The organism is Pseudoalteromonas sp. NFXS53 (assembly GCF_056629255.1).
On record NZ_JBWVBR010000001.1, the window covers coordinates 191,505 to 205,422 of the forward strand.

Here is a 13,918-nt window from a genome sequence, read left to right on the forward strand (position 1 = left end):
GGTTTTACATGGCTAAAAAACGTAAAAATGATACTCGCTTAGACCCTTTTGCTTCGCCTGTAAGTACCAGTAGTTTGGATGAGTTACTAGAACAAGCTTCAGTTGGTGAAGTATTAACTATGCCGGCACCGAGTGATCCTAATAGAATGATCACTTTAACGTGTCAGGTGATCAAACATAGTGATATTGAATATCAAACTAGAGTATTTGGCCAAAATCGCCGTGATCAAAGTTTGCTTTCTCAAAAGTCAGTGGCTGATATTCTTCCAGCAATCAAAAATGACCAACGCAACTTGCACCCTGCATTGTGCTGGCTAAAAGGCGATATTCAATGGGTTTTATCTGGTTCTAGACGCCGCAAGGCCTGTTTACTTGCAGGTGCTGATTATGTCGTTCTTTCTTCTCCTGATTTTACTGATGAAGATGCAAAACTGTTAGCGGTTTCTTCAGATCAATATATTGCACCTAGCTTGTGGGAGCTTGGACAAGCTTATGCTGATACTAAGCAAGAATTGATTGCTCAAGGTAAGAAAGGCTCTTACCGAGAGATTGCGGAGCTTGAAGGGGTATCTCACACTGCAATCGCTGATTCATTAAAAGCTTTTGAACAAATTCCTTTAAAAGTTTTGCAACACTATCCAACGCCAAATCACTTAGGTCGTGAGGCTGCAAAGAAATTAATTGATGCAATTAAAAAAGATCAAGATATGTTTTTCTTGTTGTTAGAAGATTTACGAAATCAATCTTTTATGTCTGAAGAAATGAGTGATGAGAAACGAGCTATTAAAATTACTCAATTTCTGATCAACTTTGAGCAGCCTGTCCGCCGAAACGAGTCTCTGTTTAGCAATGAATTTATTGATTTACAAAGAAGTAACAAAAGCGGCGATATAACAATTAAAATTAATAATCAGGTCATTACTGACAAACGTTTAGAGCAACTACAAAAGCTGCTTGCTACTTACAATTAATAAAGGGCTTCGGCCCTTTTTGATTCCCACGTTTTATTGTTAAATTTTTATCTTGTCTTACCAGTTAAGTTTTTTGCTTTATCAAGTTTATTAGGTTTATTCGTTGTTCATATTTCCATATACTGGGCGGATGATTTGATTTTTACGCGAATTAAATGTCAACGCAGTTATCTAAAGAACAATTATTTGCTCTTTTTGAGGAAATAAAACAAGAGCAAGCGACTCAATTTCCCCTTTCTGAGCGCTTTTTAAAGCAGTACTTCAATAGTAGTCTCTTATCTAAAGCAAAAGAGTACCTTCATAATTCCCAAATTAGTTTTTTAGAGCATAGCGAAGACTTTTCTACGATCGATAGTCAAGTCATTGGTAATTTTGGTAATACCTTCTCTCAACATATCAAAATTACTAAAGTAAATAATAATCCGAGTGTAGATGCGCAATGTACCTGCTCTAATAATGCTAAATGTCGACACATTGCAGCTGTGCTCCTCAAGCTAAAAGTTGAGCATTCAGGTGGCTTTGGTGAAGCATTTTTGGTGAATGACTGGTTTAATGAATTAACAAGTTTGCAGCATGGCGAATCTATCGATACTGATAATGTCTTGTTGTTCACGCTTGAACCAATCGGTCAGGAACTATTGCTTTACCCCAAAATGTCACCCTATCGTCCTGATGGTCAGTACCCTTTAGGTCGTCTTTTGACTGAACCCCAGTTAAATAGCCCTGTAGCCCCTCCTGGTCTGCTCGAGTCTGACTTTAGACTATTTAGTTGGGTTCGCTCGCAAAACTCACCAGGTCATTATGAGCTTTCAGGTAAGTGGGGCTTCGAAGCAGTTAATCAGCTTTTACAAACAAAGCGACTTTTCTTGCAAAATAGTAGAACTTCTTTAAAGCTTGGTCACCAGGCCAACCTTACGCTGAACTGGCATCAAAAGAATGACAAGTCACAATTAGTTTCGTCGATTGAGGGAGTCGAAACTTGGCACCTTATTAAAACCGATCCACCGCTTTATTTGGATACAGATACCCATACCATAGGTCGAATTAATAGTGCGCTTAGTGCCCAAGAGCTAGCACATATAAACACCATGCCTGCGGTACCGAACGATCAACTGATGCAAGTGGTGAAGCGGTTCCAAGAGGTATTTGCTGATAATATCGTTAGCATGCCAAATGGTGTTCAAACTGGACTAGAGTCATCTGGTGTGCCTTTAAAGCTTAAATTAGTTGCTTCAGACGCATATTTTGGCTTTAAACTGATTTCATCGTTAAAGTCTGATGCAAAAAACACCGAAATCAGCAAAACATTAAAACGCTCTGAACAATATTTGCTAGGTCTAGGCTTACGTTTTGAAGATGATCTTTTTGTTTTACCACAACAAGATGGTGCATTTATCCATTGGTTTAACCATGAAATAAGAGGCCATTTGCAAAGCAAAGGTTGGCAGGTAGATGAGATCTCTGAATCGAGTTCAGTAATATCAACTAAAGTCTCTTTATTGTTGAAAAGGGATAAGCATCATCATATCACAGGTAAAGTATTACTTGATTCTAACCCTGTCTTACTTGACTGGGACAAACATACTGAGCTTGAAGTGAATACACTTGCCAATCAGTTCTACTATGTCGAAATTGCAAAACAAACTTATGCGCTAGAAAGACAAGCTTATGACAAGTTGATGTCTTTAAAAGCGCGGTTTAGTTATTACGCATCGAGTGCGCAATTTAAATTCCCTCTGTCGGTGATAAAGCAACTGTTTGCTATCGATGAACTTAACATTGAATGTAAAGATAAGAAGCTGCTTGATTATTTAAATGAGCTTAATAGCCCTGATCAAGTTCAATTGAAACCAAGTAATCATAACTGTGATTTATTTACATTAAGGGATTATCAAGAGCTGGGCGTAAATTGGTTAAAGTTCCTACATCGCCATCAGCTAGGGGGGATCCTTGCTGATGACATGGGATTAGGTAAAACACTACAAGTTATCGCTTACTTTATTAATCAGCATAATACCTTAGTGACTAAACCGAGCTTAATTGTGTGTCCAACCAGCTTGGTGGGAAATTGGCAAAATGAGTTTGCGCGTTTTGCGCCGAATTTACAGTTGACGACCGTCCATGGCAGTCAACGTGATAAGGTATTAAATAACCTTCATGGTGCACGTTTTATCTTAACCACTTATCCATTATTGAAACGCGATTTGGAGTATTATAAAGGGCTCGACTTCGATTCGATTGTGCTAGACGAAGCGCAGTACATTAAAAATGAAGCGGCGCAAGTCTCTAAGTGTGTTAAGCAATTGTCTGCACAGTTTAAGCTTTGTCTCAGTGGCACGCCGGTTGAGAATAATTTGCTTGAACTTAAATCATTACTTGATTTCGTTATGCCTGAAATATTAGGCACCAAGCAGCAATTTAAAGGTTATTTCCAGCAACCGATAGAAAAAGAGCAAGACCAAAGTCGTGTCTCGGAGCTTAAAGACCTTATTTCGCCGTTTATATTGCGCCGTACCAAGCAACAAGTAGCGACTGAGTTACCGAGTAAAACTGAATTAGTGAAAGAGTTACAGTTTGCGCCAATACAAGCTCAGTTATATTCAAACATACAAAAACAACTAGAAAGCAAACTATTAGAACTCTTTAAAGAACAAGGTGTTGAGCGTAGTAAACTGGCATTTTTAGATGCCCTACTGAAGCTTAGACAAATTTGTTGCCACCCTAAATTGGTAGATAGTGAAACTTCTGAAGTAGGTGCTAAATTGACTTGGCTGGGAGAACACCTGCCTGAAATGCTTGCGCAAGGTCGTAAAGTGATTATTTTCAGCCAGTTCACCTCAGTACTTGATTTGATAGCAGCGCATTGCAATGAACTGAATATCACATTCAGTATGCTCACGGGTCAAACACGTCACAGAGATAGAGTCATCTCGACGTTCACAGAAGGTGAGAGCAATGTGTTTTTGATTAGTTTAAAAGCGGGTGGAACCGGACTGAATCTGACACAAGCTGACACTGTGATCCATTTTGATCCCTGGTGGAATCCGGCGGTAGAAAATCAAGCGACTGATAGAGCGTATCGAATAGGACAAGATAAGCCTGTTTTTGTCTATAAATTAATTATGGCTGACTCAATAGAGCAAAAAGTGTTTACTATGCAGCAGCAAAAGCAGGCTCTGGTCGATGCTTTATTTAATGATAAGCATATGAGTTTCAATAGTTTTAACGAGGAGCAAATGCTTGCACTATTACAAAGCTAAAAAAGTTAAAATTATTTTGAACTAACTCGATTGAGGGCAGTCTATAAGTACAGTGATGCAGAATTACTGTTTTATTTCCCCCCTTAACTTACTTGTTTTTAATGGCCAACTTATAGTTGGCCATTTTTTTTAATGTTTTTCATCATTCCACATTTGATCCACATTGTGTTGCTTTAATTACCCTATCGCTTACTTACTTTAGTTAATTGCAGCCGATTTGGAGTCGATTATGCTTTGCCATCAACAATCTGAATTAAGTTTTATTGAGCCACTTTCACCTTGTGATCAGGATTTACTTTCAGAAGTTGCCAGTAGTGAAGATCTTTCAAGCATTTTAACTATGCTTTTATTTGATGAAACTTTATCGTATGAGCTAAAGCAAAGTGTTAAAGCTCAGCTTAAACAACTAAAATGTCTAAAGACTCAGTAATAAAATAAGAAACCATGCCACATATTCTAATTGTTGAAGATGAATATGACATTGCCGAGCAGGTGATGTTATTTTTTAAAGCCGCTCAATTCGAAGTCACCCATATTGCCGATGGTGCTGAGGTTGTCGATTGGGTTGCTCAACATAAACCTGATGCCATTTTAATGGACATTATGATCCCCAGCAAAGATGGGGTTGAATGTATGAAGCAGATCAGACAATTTTCAATGGTGCCTATTTTGATGATGACGGCAAAAGTCGCTGAAGCTGACAGGCTAAGAGGCCTTGAGTTTGGTGCTGATGATTATGTCTGTAAGCCTTTTAGTGCTGCTGAACTTGTGATGCGAGTTAGGGCTATTCTTCGTCGTTGCGCCCCTTTAGAGGCTAAAGATGAAAAAATACTGGTGGATGAAGAGCAGCTATTGATAAAGCTTAAAGGCCAAGCTTTACCGTTAACTAAAGTTGAGTTTGATATATTTGCACTGCTTTACAAAGCGCCTAGTCGTGTTTTCTCTCGTCAACAAATTCTAGACTTTATTCAACCAGATAACTTTGATATTTCAGATCGTGTTATCGACAGCCATATCAAAAATATTCGTAAGAAAATTAAGCAAATAGGCGTATCTTCTAAGCTGGTAGGTTCTGTGTACGGGGCTGGGTATCGCTTTGATGAACAGCAAATAGACACGGCAGTTTAACCCATTAGTGAACCCTCGCCTTGACTAAGGTATTATCAGCCTAATAATAATATTAAGAGGTTGATATGATTGATTCATTTCTCTCGCAATTAACTTGGGTGCATGGTTTTGTAGGCATCCTGGGCGTTGCTGCTCCTTTGCCTTTTTTCTGGCAACGCCTTGTAAAAAAACAATCTTTAATCCATCAACTTGAATTACAACTTGAGCAACACATTGCTCAACAAGCACAATTGCAACAGGCTCACAAAGCAGAGCAGCAATTAACGCAACAGCTACAAAGTGATAAGTTGCAGCTACATGGTCAAGTTCAACAAACTCAAGCTCGCTTAAGTGAAAAACAACTTCAGGCGCAACAATTCCATAAGCTTTGGCAACAGGGTGAACAAAATTTACAAACGCTACAGCAAGAGAAAAGTCTCATAGCGGTTGAGTTAGCTGAATTAAAGGCGTCATCAGAGCAAAAACAAGCTGCATTAGAAGCTCAGCTTAATCATTTAGAGCAAACTAAGACTCAATTGAAACAAGAGTTTGAAAACTTAGCGAATCAAATTTTTGAGGAAAAGTCACAGCGTTTTGGACAACAGAGCCAAGAGCGAATTGGTCAATTGCTGCAACCAGTTCAAGGTGAATTAAAAGGCTTTCGTGACAAAATGGAAGCCATTCACAGTGAAGAACTCAAACAACGCGCAGCATTAAAAACTGAGCTGTTACACCTACAAGCTAATAATAAATCAATCACTGAACAAGCAGATAAATTAACGACTGCACTGCAAGGACAAAAGAAAACCCAAGGTAATTGGGGAGAGCTTATGCTTGAAAATGTTTTAGACAGTGCGGGTTTAAGAGCGGGTGATGATTACAAAAGAGAAGCGTCTTTTACCACTGAAGTTGGCAAGTTTAGACCGGATGTATTGGTTTACCTTCCTCAACAAAGGCACTTAATCATTGATGCTAAAACATCATTAAATGCATACACACGCTATGTGAATGCACAGTGTGATGCTGAAGCGCAAACCGCCTTAGCACAGCACTATCAGGCTGTGGCAGATCGTATTAAGGAATTGGGCGATAAACGGTATGAAAAACTACCTGGGATCAACTCACCCGAAGTGGTGATCATGTTTATTCCTATAGAGTCGGCATTTGTTGCGGCAGTCAAACATAATCCAGCCATCTATCAACATGCGTTAGAACATAATGTATTAGTGGCGACACCCACTACGCTCTTAACCAGCCTTAACATTGTCAAACAGCTTTGGCGTTTTGAGGAGCAATCAAAGCATAGTCGTGAACTCGCTTTACGTGCCGAGCGTTTTTATAACAAGCTCAATGGTTTTCTCAATAGCATGGAAGGGGTGGGTACTCAATTAGATAAAGCCAAAGAGAGTTATGAGAAAGCATTTTCTCAGCTTTATGCTGGCAAAGGTAATTTAATCAAACAAGCTTCAGAGTTTAAGGAGCTCGGCGTGTCAGTCACTAAAGAGCTTCCTGAGTCTTTGCAAGAAAAAGCGCGATTAGAGCTAGAATAGTAATAAAAAGGAGCCTTTTGGCTCCTTTGTTCTCTCAGTTTTGTTGGGTTAACTGTTTTGTCTTAAATTAGGGTTATGACATCTGGCTTTTTGCCCTTTTCGTTGCAATGACACAAATAAGTTCATAGTCAGAGGGTGTGTTTTAACATCTTGCCAAATTACACTGCTTGCAGGTGGGCAAAGAGAGTGTTGTATGTAATTTCTTAGTACTTCACCATCCATGTTTAGCTTTTCAGGTACTCGAACATGTGTGATAACACCGTATTCACTGAACTTCACTTCATCTAGTTGCCAAGTGCCCATCATAAATTGCTTTGAGAAATAGCGTGCAATGCGAGTCTGCGAGTCATCTGACAGTGGTGTTTGTGCTTGAGTTGCGGGTACACTAGCCCAATAAAAAACCGCAAAAATAGTCAGGAAGACAAGCCCAATAGAGACTAATTTGAACGATGAGCTGCGAGATTTTTGGGTGCTATTTTGCTTTTGGCGCGTTTCAATGATTTTTGCCCAATCGCCATGTTTTAAAGTTGGTTGAGACATATTCTTTCTCCCGTGTTAATGGCGTTATTAAAACAAACCAATGTGGAAGAAAAATGGAGTGAATGTGGAGTAAATTTGTAGGCTTAGAAGAGCCTACAAATTGAGTTGTTAAGCTCTAGGTATTGCACTTAATTGGCAAAGTGAGCTGAACACACAATCCACCTGACTTTCCATGTTTGAGTACGATTTTTCCTGCTAAAGCCTGAACTAAGCTTTGACAAATTGACAAACCCAACCCTGAACCGCCTAAGGCCCGAGAGCGAGACTTGTCAACTCTGTAAAGTCGATCAAAAAGTCTTGGTAAGTCTTCATCACTCACACCAGGGCTAGAGTCATCGAGTTGAATAAAGACCTTTGTTTCATTTGCTCTTACTTTCAGTCTGACATGTCCCGGCGCATCCGTGTAGAGACAAGCATTTTTCGCAAGGTTGAGGATCACTTGCTCGAGCTTAGATTGATCCGTTTTCAATACCGTATTTGCAGTAAAGTCGATGTCACTTATAAACCTAAGCTGATTTTGCTCTGTAAGCATTTTAATATCGGACATAAACTTTTGCGTAAGCTGGTGTAAATTGATTTCTTGCAAGTCGATATAGAGTGCTTTGTTTTGCAATTGAGATAATTGGTATACATCAGAAATAAGATTATTAAGCTGTGCAATTTTGTCATTGATCTTGCCGTAGGCTAAAAGCTTATCGTCAATCAGGTTATGTTCTAGGGCTTCAATATGTAGTTTGAGTACACTTAGAGGAGTGCGAAGTTCATGAGAAATATCAGCAAGCATTTGTTCCTTTTGTTCAAGGTTATGCTGATACATTTGAGCCTTATAGTGAGTATTTTTTTGCTTTATGTAGTAAGCATAAATAATAAAACCACTCACAGCTGAGATGAGTAAACTGGCTAATAACCAAATGCGTTTTTGTAAGGTTTCATTTTCTAGCTCGATAGTCGTTAACGCATGTTTCTTTTCTTCTTGCGCAAGCTTTAAAGATTTAAGTAGATTATCTAAGCGCTTCTTAATAGTGACGGCATCACGATCTTCGATATTTTTAGCATAGGTTTTTAAGTTGGCAGTTGCATCTAGTAAGTATGCATAGGCTTTTTCATAGTTTCCTTGTTGCGAATAGGCTTTACTTGAGTACAAGTTATATTGATGAGTAAAAAAAGCTGACTTAAATTGCGCTGCAAGTGGTTTTGACAGCGCAAGATATTCTAGGGCGATTTCAGGCTGCTGATGCTGAATATAGGCTTGGGCTAAATGAATATAAGACCAAAACTTGCGAACAGTTGATTCTGTCTTTTCTGCATAAGCATGTTCTTTTTTCGCATGCCAGAGACTTTTTTCAGGCTTATTTTGCTTGAAGTAAATATTAAATAAGGTACCGTGAGCGCTTGATAGCCCTTCATTTGCATCTAACTGGGTTAATAATGAAATGGCTTCATTTAATTGAGGAATGGCATTTTGATAGTCGTCACCTTTAGCTGAAAGCTGTGCAAGTGTTAATGCCGTGGATGCTATATTTCGTTTGTGGCCGGTTTTTTTGTCATAAACCAGAGCCTGCTCAAGGAAAAAGCGCGCCTTTTTGCCATTACGTAATACATTTGATAAACCAAATAGGTTGTAGTAATTAGCTGCTTTAAGCCCATAATCATCTGAGCTTTCTAACATTTTTTGTGCGTTAATCTGCAGTTCCATCGCCTTATCAAATGCACCTTGGGCTTCATACAAAACACCAAGGTTTATCATTGATTGCGCTATAAGATCGTCATCATTTAACGAAAGCGCGATTTGCTTTGCAGCTAAGTAATAATATTCCGCTTTATCCGTATTCATGTTTCTACGGAAATTAACCCCTAACTCTTTGTTCACGTCATATCTAAATTCAAGAGTTTGTTCTGGTAGAGTAAGTAACGGTAAAAGTAGTTCTATGGCCTGGTTATATTGCGCTTGCTCACGAGCTATTTTGGCTCTTTGTAAATTAACCTGAGGTTGAAAAATTAACTGTTTTTCTCGTTCGAGCGTTTTCAGTGCGACATCTAGTTTACCTTCCTTGGTGAGCTTTTTGGCTTCAGAAATTATTTCTGATGTTAACGGTGCGGCACTTAAACTAAAGGCCAAAGCCGCTAACAACAAGGTAAAACGTTTCATGTTGCTTTGTTGAAGGGAATTATTTATTGAATCTTAAGCGCAAATTGTGATTGAAATGTGGAGTGTAAAGGCCCTTTACATATTTTTAGTTAGGTTACTCTAAATGATAAAAGGGCCCGATAGGGCCCTTTGCTGATAAGGAACTATATGACTCAAAAATTAGAACTGGTTCATGGTGTTGGCTTCACCACCTGCTTTTAGTGCATTGTCACCTGAGAAGTACTCTTTGTGCGTATCACCGATGTTTGAACCTGCTAGGTCTTGGTGTTTCACTGACGCTTGTTCACGGCGGATTTCTTGACGTTGAACATCACGTACATAAGCCAGCATGCCTAGGTCACCGAAATAGCCTTCAGCAAGAATATCTGTGCTTAGTGCAGCCGTGTGATAAGTTGGTAGCGTGATTAAGTGATGGAAAATACCCGCTTCACGTGCGCCATCTTTTTGGAAGTTCTGTACTAGTACATCTGCCGCCGCTGCAAGTTCAGAGCTATCTAGTTCAGGTGCCATCAATGCTCTGATGTCTTGAGACGGATCAGGGTAAGCAGATAAGTCTTTACCTTGTGCTTGCCATTCTGCGTACACTTGCTCTCGGAACTTAAGCGTCCAGTTGAATGATGGAGAGTTGTTGTAAACTAACTTCGCATTGGGTACTTGCTCACGAACACGATTAACAAGCTCAGCGATTTGTTTTACGTTTGGCTTTTCAGTTTCAATCCACAGTAGGTCAGCACCCGATTGTAAACTAGTCACACAATCTAGTACCACGCGGTCTTTTTCTGTACCCTCTTTGAATTGGTATAAACCATTGTCTAGGCGAACAGGCTTACAAAGCTCACCATTTAATTTCATCGCCATTTCACCTTCTTCAAGGTCTGCACCACTTGACACTGGTGTTGTGTCTAAGAATGCGGTGTACTGACTCGCTAAGTCGCCCGGTGTTTTAGATACTGGCACTTTTTGTGTCAGGCTTGCACCTAATGAATCTGTACGCGCTACAATCACACCATCTTCAACACCTAGTTCAAGGAATGCATAACGAACTGCGTTGATTTTTGCTAAGAAGTCTTCATGCGGCACAGTTACTTTACCTGCTTGGTGCCCACACTGTTTTGCATCTGATACCTGGTTTTCAATTTGAATAGCACATGCGCCCGCTTCAATCATTTTCTTAGCAAGTAGGTATGTTGCTTCTTCGTTACCGAAACCCGCGTCGATATCTGCAATAATTGGTACGACATGTGTTTCGAAGTTGTCGATTTTGCTCAGTACAGCTTCAACATCACCATCGTTTGCTTTTGCTTCATCTAGCTCTTTGTATAGGTGATCGAGTTCACGCGCATCTGCTTGCTTCAAGAAAGTATAGATTTCTTCGATAAGCGCAGGTACTGAGGTTTTCTCGTGCATACTTTGGTCAGGTAGTGGACCAAATTCAGAGCGAAGTGCCGCAACCATCCAGCCACTTAGGTAAACATAAGAGCGCTTAGTCGTTTTTTGATGGCGCTTGACAGCCATCATCATTTGCTGTGCTGTGAAGCCGTGCCAACACCCTAGAGACTGGGTGTATTGACTGCTATCTGCGTCATAAGCAGCCATGTCTTCACGCATCACTTTTGCTGTGTACTTTGCGATGTCTAAGCCTGTTTTAAAGCGGTTTTGCAAGTTCATACGGCTTGCAAACTCTGGGCTGATTGATTGCCATGTATTACCCTGTGTTTGGCAAAGTGTGCTGAAGTGGTCAAGTTTTGATTGATAGCTAGTCATAATAAAAATCCTTCGAACGGGTTGCTGTATAACTTTTTATTCATGTTTATGAGAGTGACACCATAAAGCTGTTGGTTATTTGCTCTGTTTGGCGCTTAATTCAACACTAGGCCGATTTTTGTGATTTTTTAAATTTATAGTTGTTATCCCGGGTATTCTTTTTATGAATGACTTAGGGGTTAGGTTTTCGCTGTTTTTAAGATATGGTTTGTCTAAACCCGTTCAAATTTTATGCTTAGGAAGATATTCATGAGTGCAACAGTTCAACAAGCTGGCTTAACCATAGATCAGCAACTTTATGACTTCGTTAATCAACAGGCTTTGCCTGGTACAGGCTTGCAAGTAGAGACTTTTTGGCAAGGTTTTGCAGATCTGGTCAATGAACTTACACCAATCAATAAATCATTACTGACAAAGCGCGATACACTGCAGTTGCAGATTGATGCCTTTCATAAGCAGCAAGGTCAATGGGATGCAGAGGCTTATAAATTATTTTTATCTGAAATAGGTTACTTAGTACCTGAACCTGAAGAAGCAACGATCACCACTGAACACGTTGAACCTGAGATTGCGCTCACAGCAGCCCCACAGCTGGTTGTGCCTGTAAGCAATGCGCGTTTTGCATTGAATGCGGCGAATGCAAGGTGGGGCTCGCTCTATGATGCTTTGTACGGCACAGACTTATTGCCAGAAAAAGACGGCGCTGAAAAGCAAAAAGCGTATAACCCGGTGCGTGGCTTTAAAGTCATGGCTTACGCTAGACAGTTTTTAGATATTGCCCTGCCGCTGCAATCAGGTTCTCACATTGAGAGTACTAATTACTCAGTGCTAGACGAACAACTTGTTGTTACTTTGAATGACAGCTCGCAAGTCTCGCTTTCGACACCAGCACAGTTTGTGGGTTATCAAGGTCAGGCACAGAATCCAACGGCTTTATTGTTCAAGCATCATGATTTACACATCGAAATTCAAATTGACCCGCATAACCCTATCGGACAAGCCGACAAAGCGGGGATCAAAGACGTATTACTCGAAGCCGCGTTAACGACCATTATGGACTGTGAAGACTCTGTGGCCGCTGTCGATGCCGAAGATAAAGTGGGTGTTTACGGCAATTGGCTAGGCTTGATGAAAGGCACCCTAACGGATACGTTTATTAAAGATGGTCAAGAACTGACGCGCAGCTTAGCAACCGATCGTGAATATACCAGTAAAAGTGGTGAGCGTTTGAGCTTGAAAGGTCGTAGCATGATGTTTGTGCGCAATGTCGGGCATTTAATGACGAACCCTGCGATCTTAGATCAAAATGGTGAAGAGATCTTTGAGGGGATCATGGATGCGGTGATCACGTCGCTGTGTGCAATGCACGATCTGCAGGGCAACAGCCCATTTAAAAACTCGACAGCGGCGAGTGTTAATATCGTTAAACCTAAAATGCATGGTCCAGAAGAAGTCGCTTTTACCAATACCCTTTTCTCTCGTGTTGAAAGTTTACTCGGTTTGCCAGAAAACACGTTAAAAATGGGTATTATGGACGAAGAGCGCCGCACTTCCGTGAATTTAATGGCATGTATTAACGAAGCCAAATCTCGAGTGGTGTTTATTAATACTGGGTTCTTAGACAGAACCGGTGATGAAATTCACACTTCTATGGTCGCGGGTCCGGTATTGCCAAAAGCTCAGATCAAGGCACAACCTTGGATAGCGGCATATGAAGATCAAAATGTCGATATTGGTCTAAAATGCGGTTTCAGTGGCAAGGCGCAGATCGGTAAAGGCATGTGGCCGATGCCAGATAAAATGGCAATGATGATGGAGCAAAAGTTGGCTCATCCTAAATCGGGTGCCAATACGGCTTGGGTGCCTTCTCCAACAGCGGCAACGCTGCATGCGATGCATTACCATCAAGTGGATGTTTTTGCTATTCAGGCTGAGCTGAAAGCGCGTCAACAAGCGTCGCTCGACGACTTATTAACGCCACCTTTGCTGCTTGATGCAGAGCTAAGCAAAGAAGATATTCAATCTGAACTTGAGAATAACGCCCAAGGCATTTTGGGCTATGTGGTGCGTTGGATAGACCAAGGCGTTGGCTGTTCAAAAGTGCCTGATATTAATCATATTGGTTTAATGGAAGACCGAGCGACTTTGCGTATTTCAAGTCAACATATCGCGAACTGGCTGAAACATGGCATTTGTACACCGGAGCAAGTACAAGCGACATTTGCCAAGATGGCTGAAGTGGTCGATACGCAAAATCAGCACGATACAGACTATAAGCCAATGGCATCAAGTAATGAGAGCCTTACCAGTAATCTAGCGTATCAAGCGGCGTTAGCCTTAGTATTCGAAGGTGAACAGCAACCTAATGGCTACACAGAGCCGCTGTTACATAGTTACCGGCTTAAATACAAAGCGGCAAATAATTAAAGTGCTCACTTAACCAATTTCTTTCCTAGATTGATGCCAACGTAAAGTTGGCATTTTTCGTTTGTTACCCATAAAAATCCATTTAATTAAAAAAACTTAAAATGTGATGTTGTAACACTTGTTGTTTTGTTATATTGTAACAACTGTTTT

General features: G+C 40.4%; 9 protein-coding genes. 6 read left to right on the plus strand and 3 right to left on the minus strand.

Annotated features, from left to right (window positions below):
- Window positions 1-8 precede the first annotated feature (8 nt).
- The 5 genes from AC1HJP_RS00775 to AC1HJP_RS00795 all read left to right on the plus strand — a co-directional run bounded on the left by AC1HJP_RS00775 (window position 9) and on the right by AC1HJP_RS00795 (window position 6,888).
- Window positions 9-971, plus strand: a complete 963-nt coding sequence (locus AC1HJP_RS00775; protein ID WP_480359708.1) for a transcriptional regulator — start codon at window positions 9-11, stop codon at window positions 969-971.
- Between the two features lie 155 nt (window positions 972-1,126).
- Window positions 1,127-4,231 carry a DEAD/DEAH box helicase gene (locus AC1HJP_RS00780; RefSeq protein ID WP_480359710.1) on the plus strand — a complete coding sequence of 1,035 codons (3,105 nt, stop codon included), beginning with the start codon at window positions 1,127-1,129 and terminating at the stop codon, window positions 4,229-4,231.
- Window positions 4,232-4,460: 229 nt separating this feature from the next.
- Window positions 4,461-4,661 (plus strand): hypothetical protein, encoded by a 201-nt coding sequence (locus tag AC1HJP_RS00785; protein ID WP_058031695.1) that lies wholly within the window; start codon window positions 4,461-4,463, stop codon window positions 4,659-4,661.
- Window positions 4,662-4,675: 14 nt separating this feature from the next.
- The gene (locus AC1HJP_RS00790) at window positions 4,676-5,359 is read left to right on the plus strand and encodes a response regulator (protein WP_480359711.1); all 684 of its coding nucleotides are present in this window, start codon (window positions 4,676-4,678) and stop codon (window positions 5,357-5,359) included.
- A gap of 65 nt (window positions 5,360-5,424) precedes the next feature.
- On the plus strand, window positions 5,425-6,888 hold the full coding sequence (locus tag AC1HJP_RS00795) for a DNA recombination protein RmuC (protein WP_480359712.1): 1,464 nt from the start codon (window positions 5,425-5,427) through the stop codon (window positions 6,886-6,888).
- A gap of 48 nt (window positions 6,889-6,936) precedes the next feature.
- Here AC1HJP_RS00795 and AC1HJP_RS00800 read toward each other — a convergent pair whose 3' ends face one another.
- The 3 genes from AC1HJP_RS00800 to AC1HJP_RS00810 form a co-directional block, all read right to left on the minus strand.
- Window positions 6,937-7,428 (minus strand): hypothetical protein, encoded by a 492-nt coding sequence (locus AC1HJP_RS00800; protein WP_480359714.1) that lies wholly within the window; start codon window positions 7,426-7,428, stop codon window positions 6,937-6,939.
- A 115-nt stretch (window positions 7,429-7,543) separates the two neighbouring features.
- Window positions 7,544-9,577: an ATP-binding protein gene (locus AC1HJP_RS00805; RefSeq protein WP_480359715.1), complete on the minus strand. Its 2,034-nt coding sequence runs from the start codon at window positions 9,575-9,577 to the stop codon at window positions 7,544-7,546.
- A gap of 159 nt (window positions 9,578-9,736) precedes the next feature.
- A complete protein-coding gene (locus AC1HJP_RS00810) occupies window positions 9,737-11,341 on the minus strand; it encodes an isocitrate lyase (RefSeq protein ID WP_480359717.1) in 1,605 nt (534 codons plus the stop codon).
- Window positions 11,342-11,590: 249 nt separating this feature from the next.
- Here AC1HJP_RS00810 and AC1HJP_RS00815 point away from each other — a divergent pair, with 249 nt between their 5' ends.
- Entirely contained in the window at window positions 11,591-13,768 is a 2,178-nt protein-coding gene (locus tag AC1HJP_RS00815) for a malate synthase G (protein ID WP_480359719.1), read from the plus strand.
- Window positions 13,769-13,918: the final 150 nt, after the last annotated feature.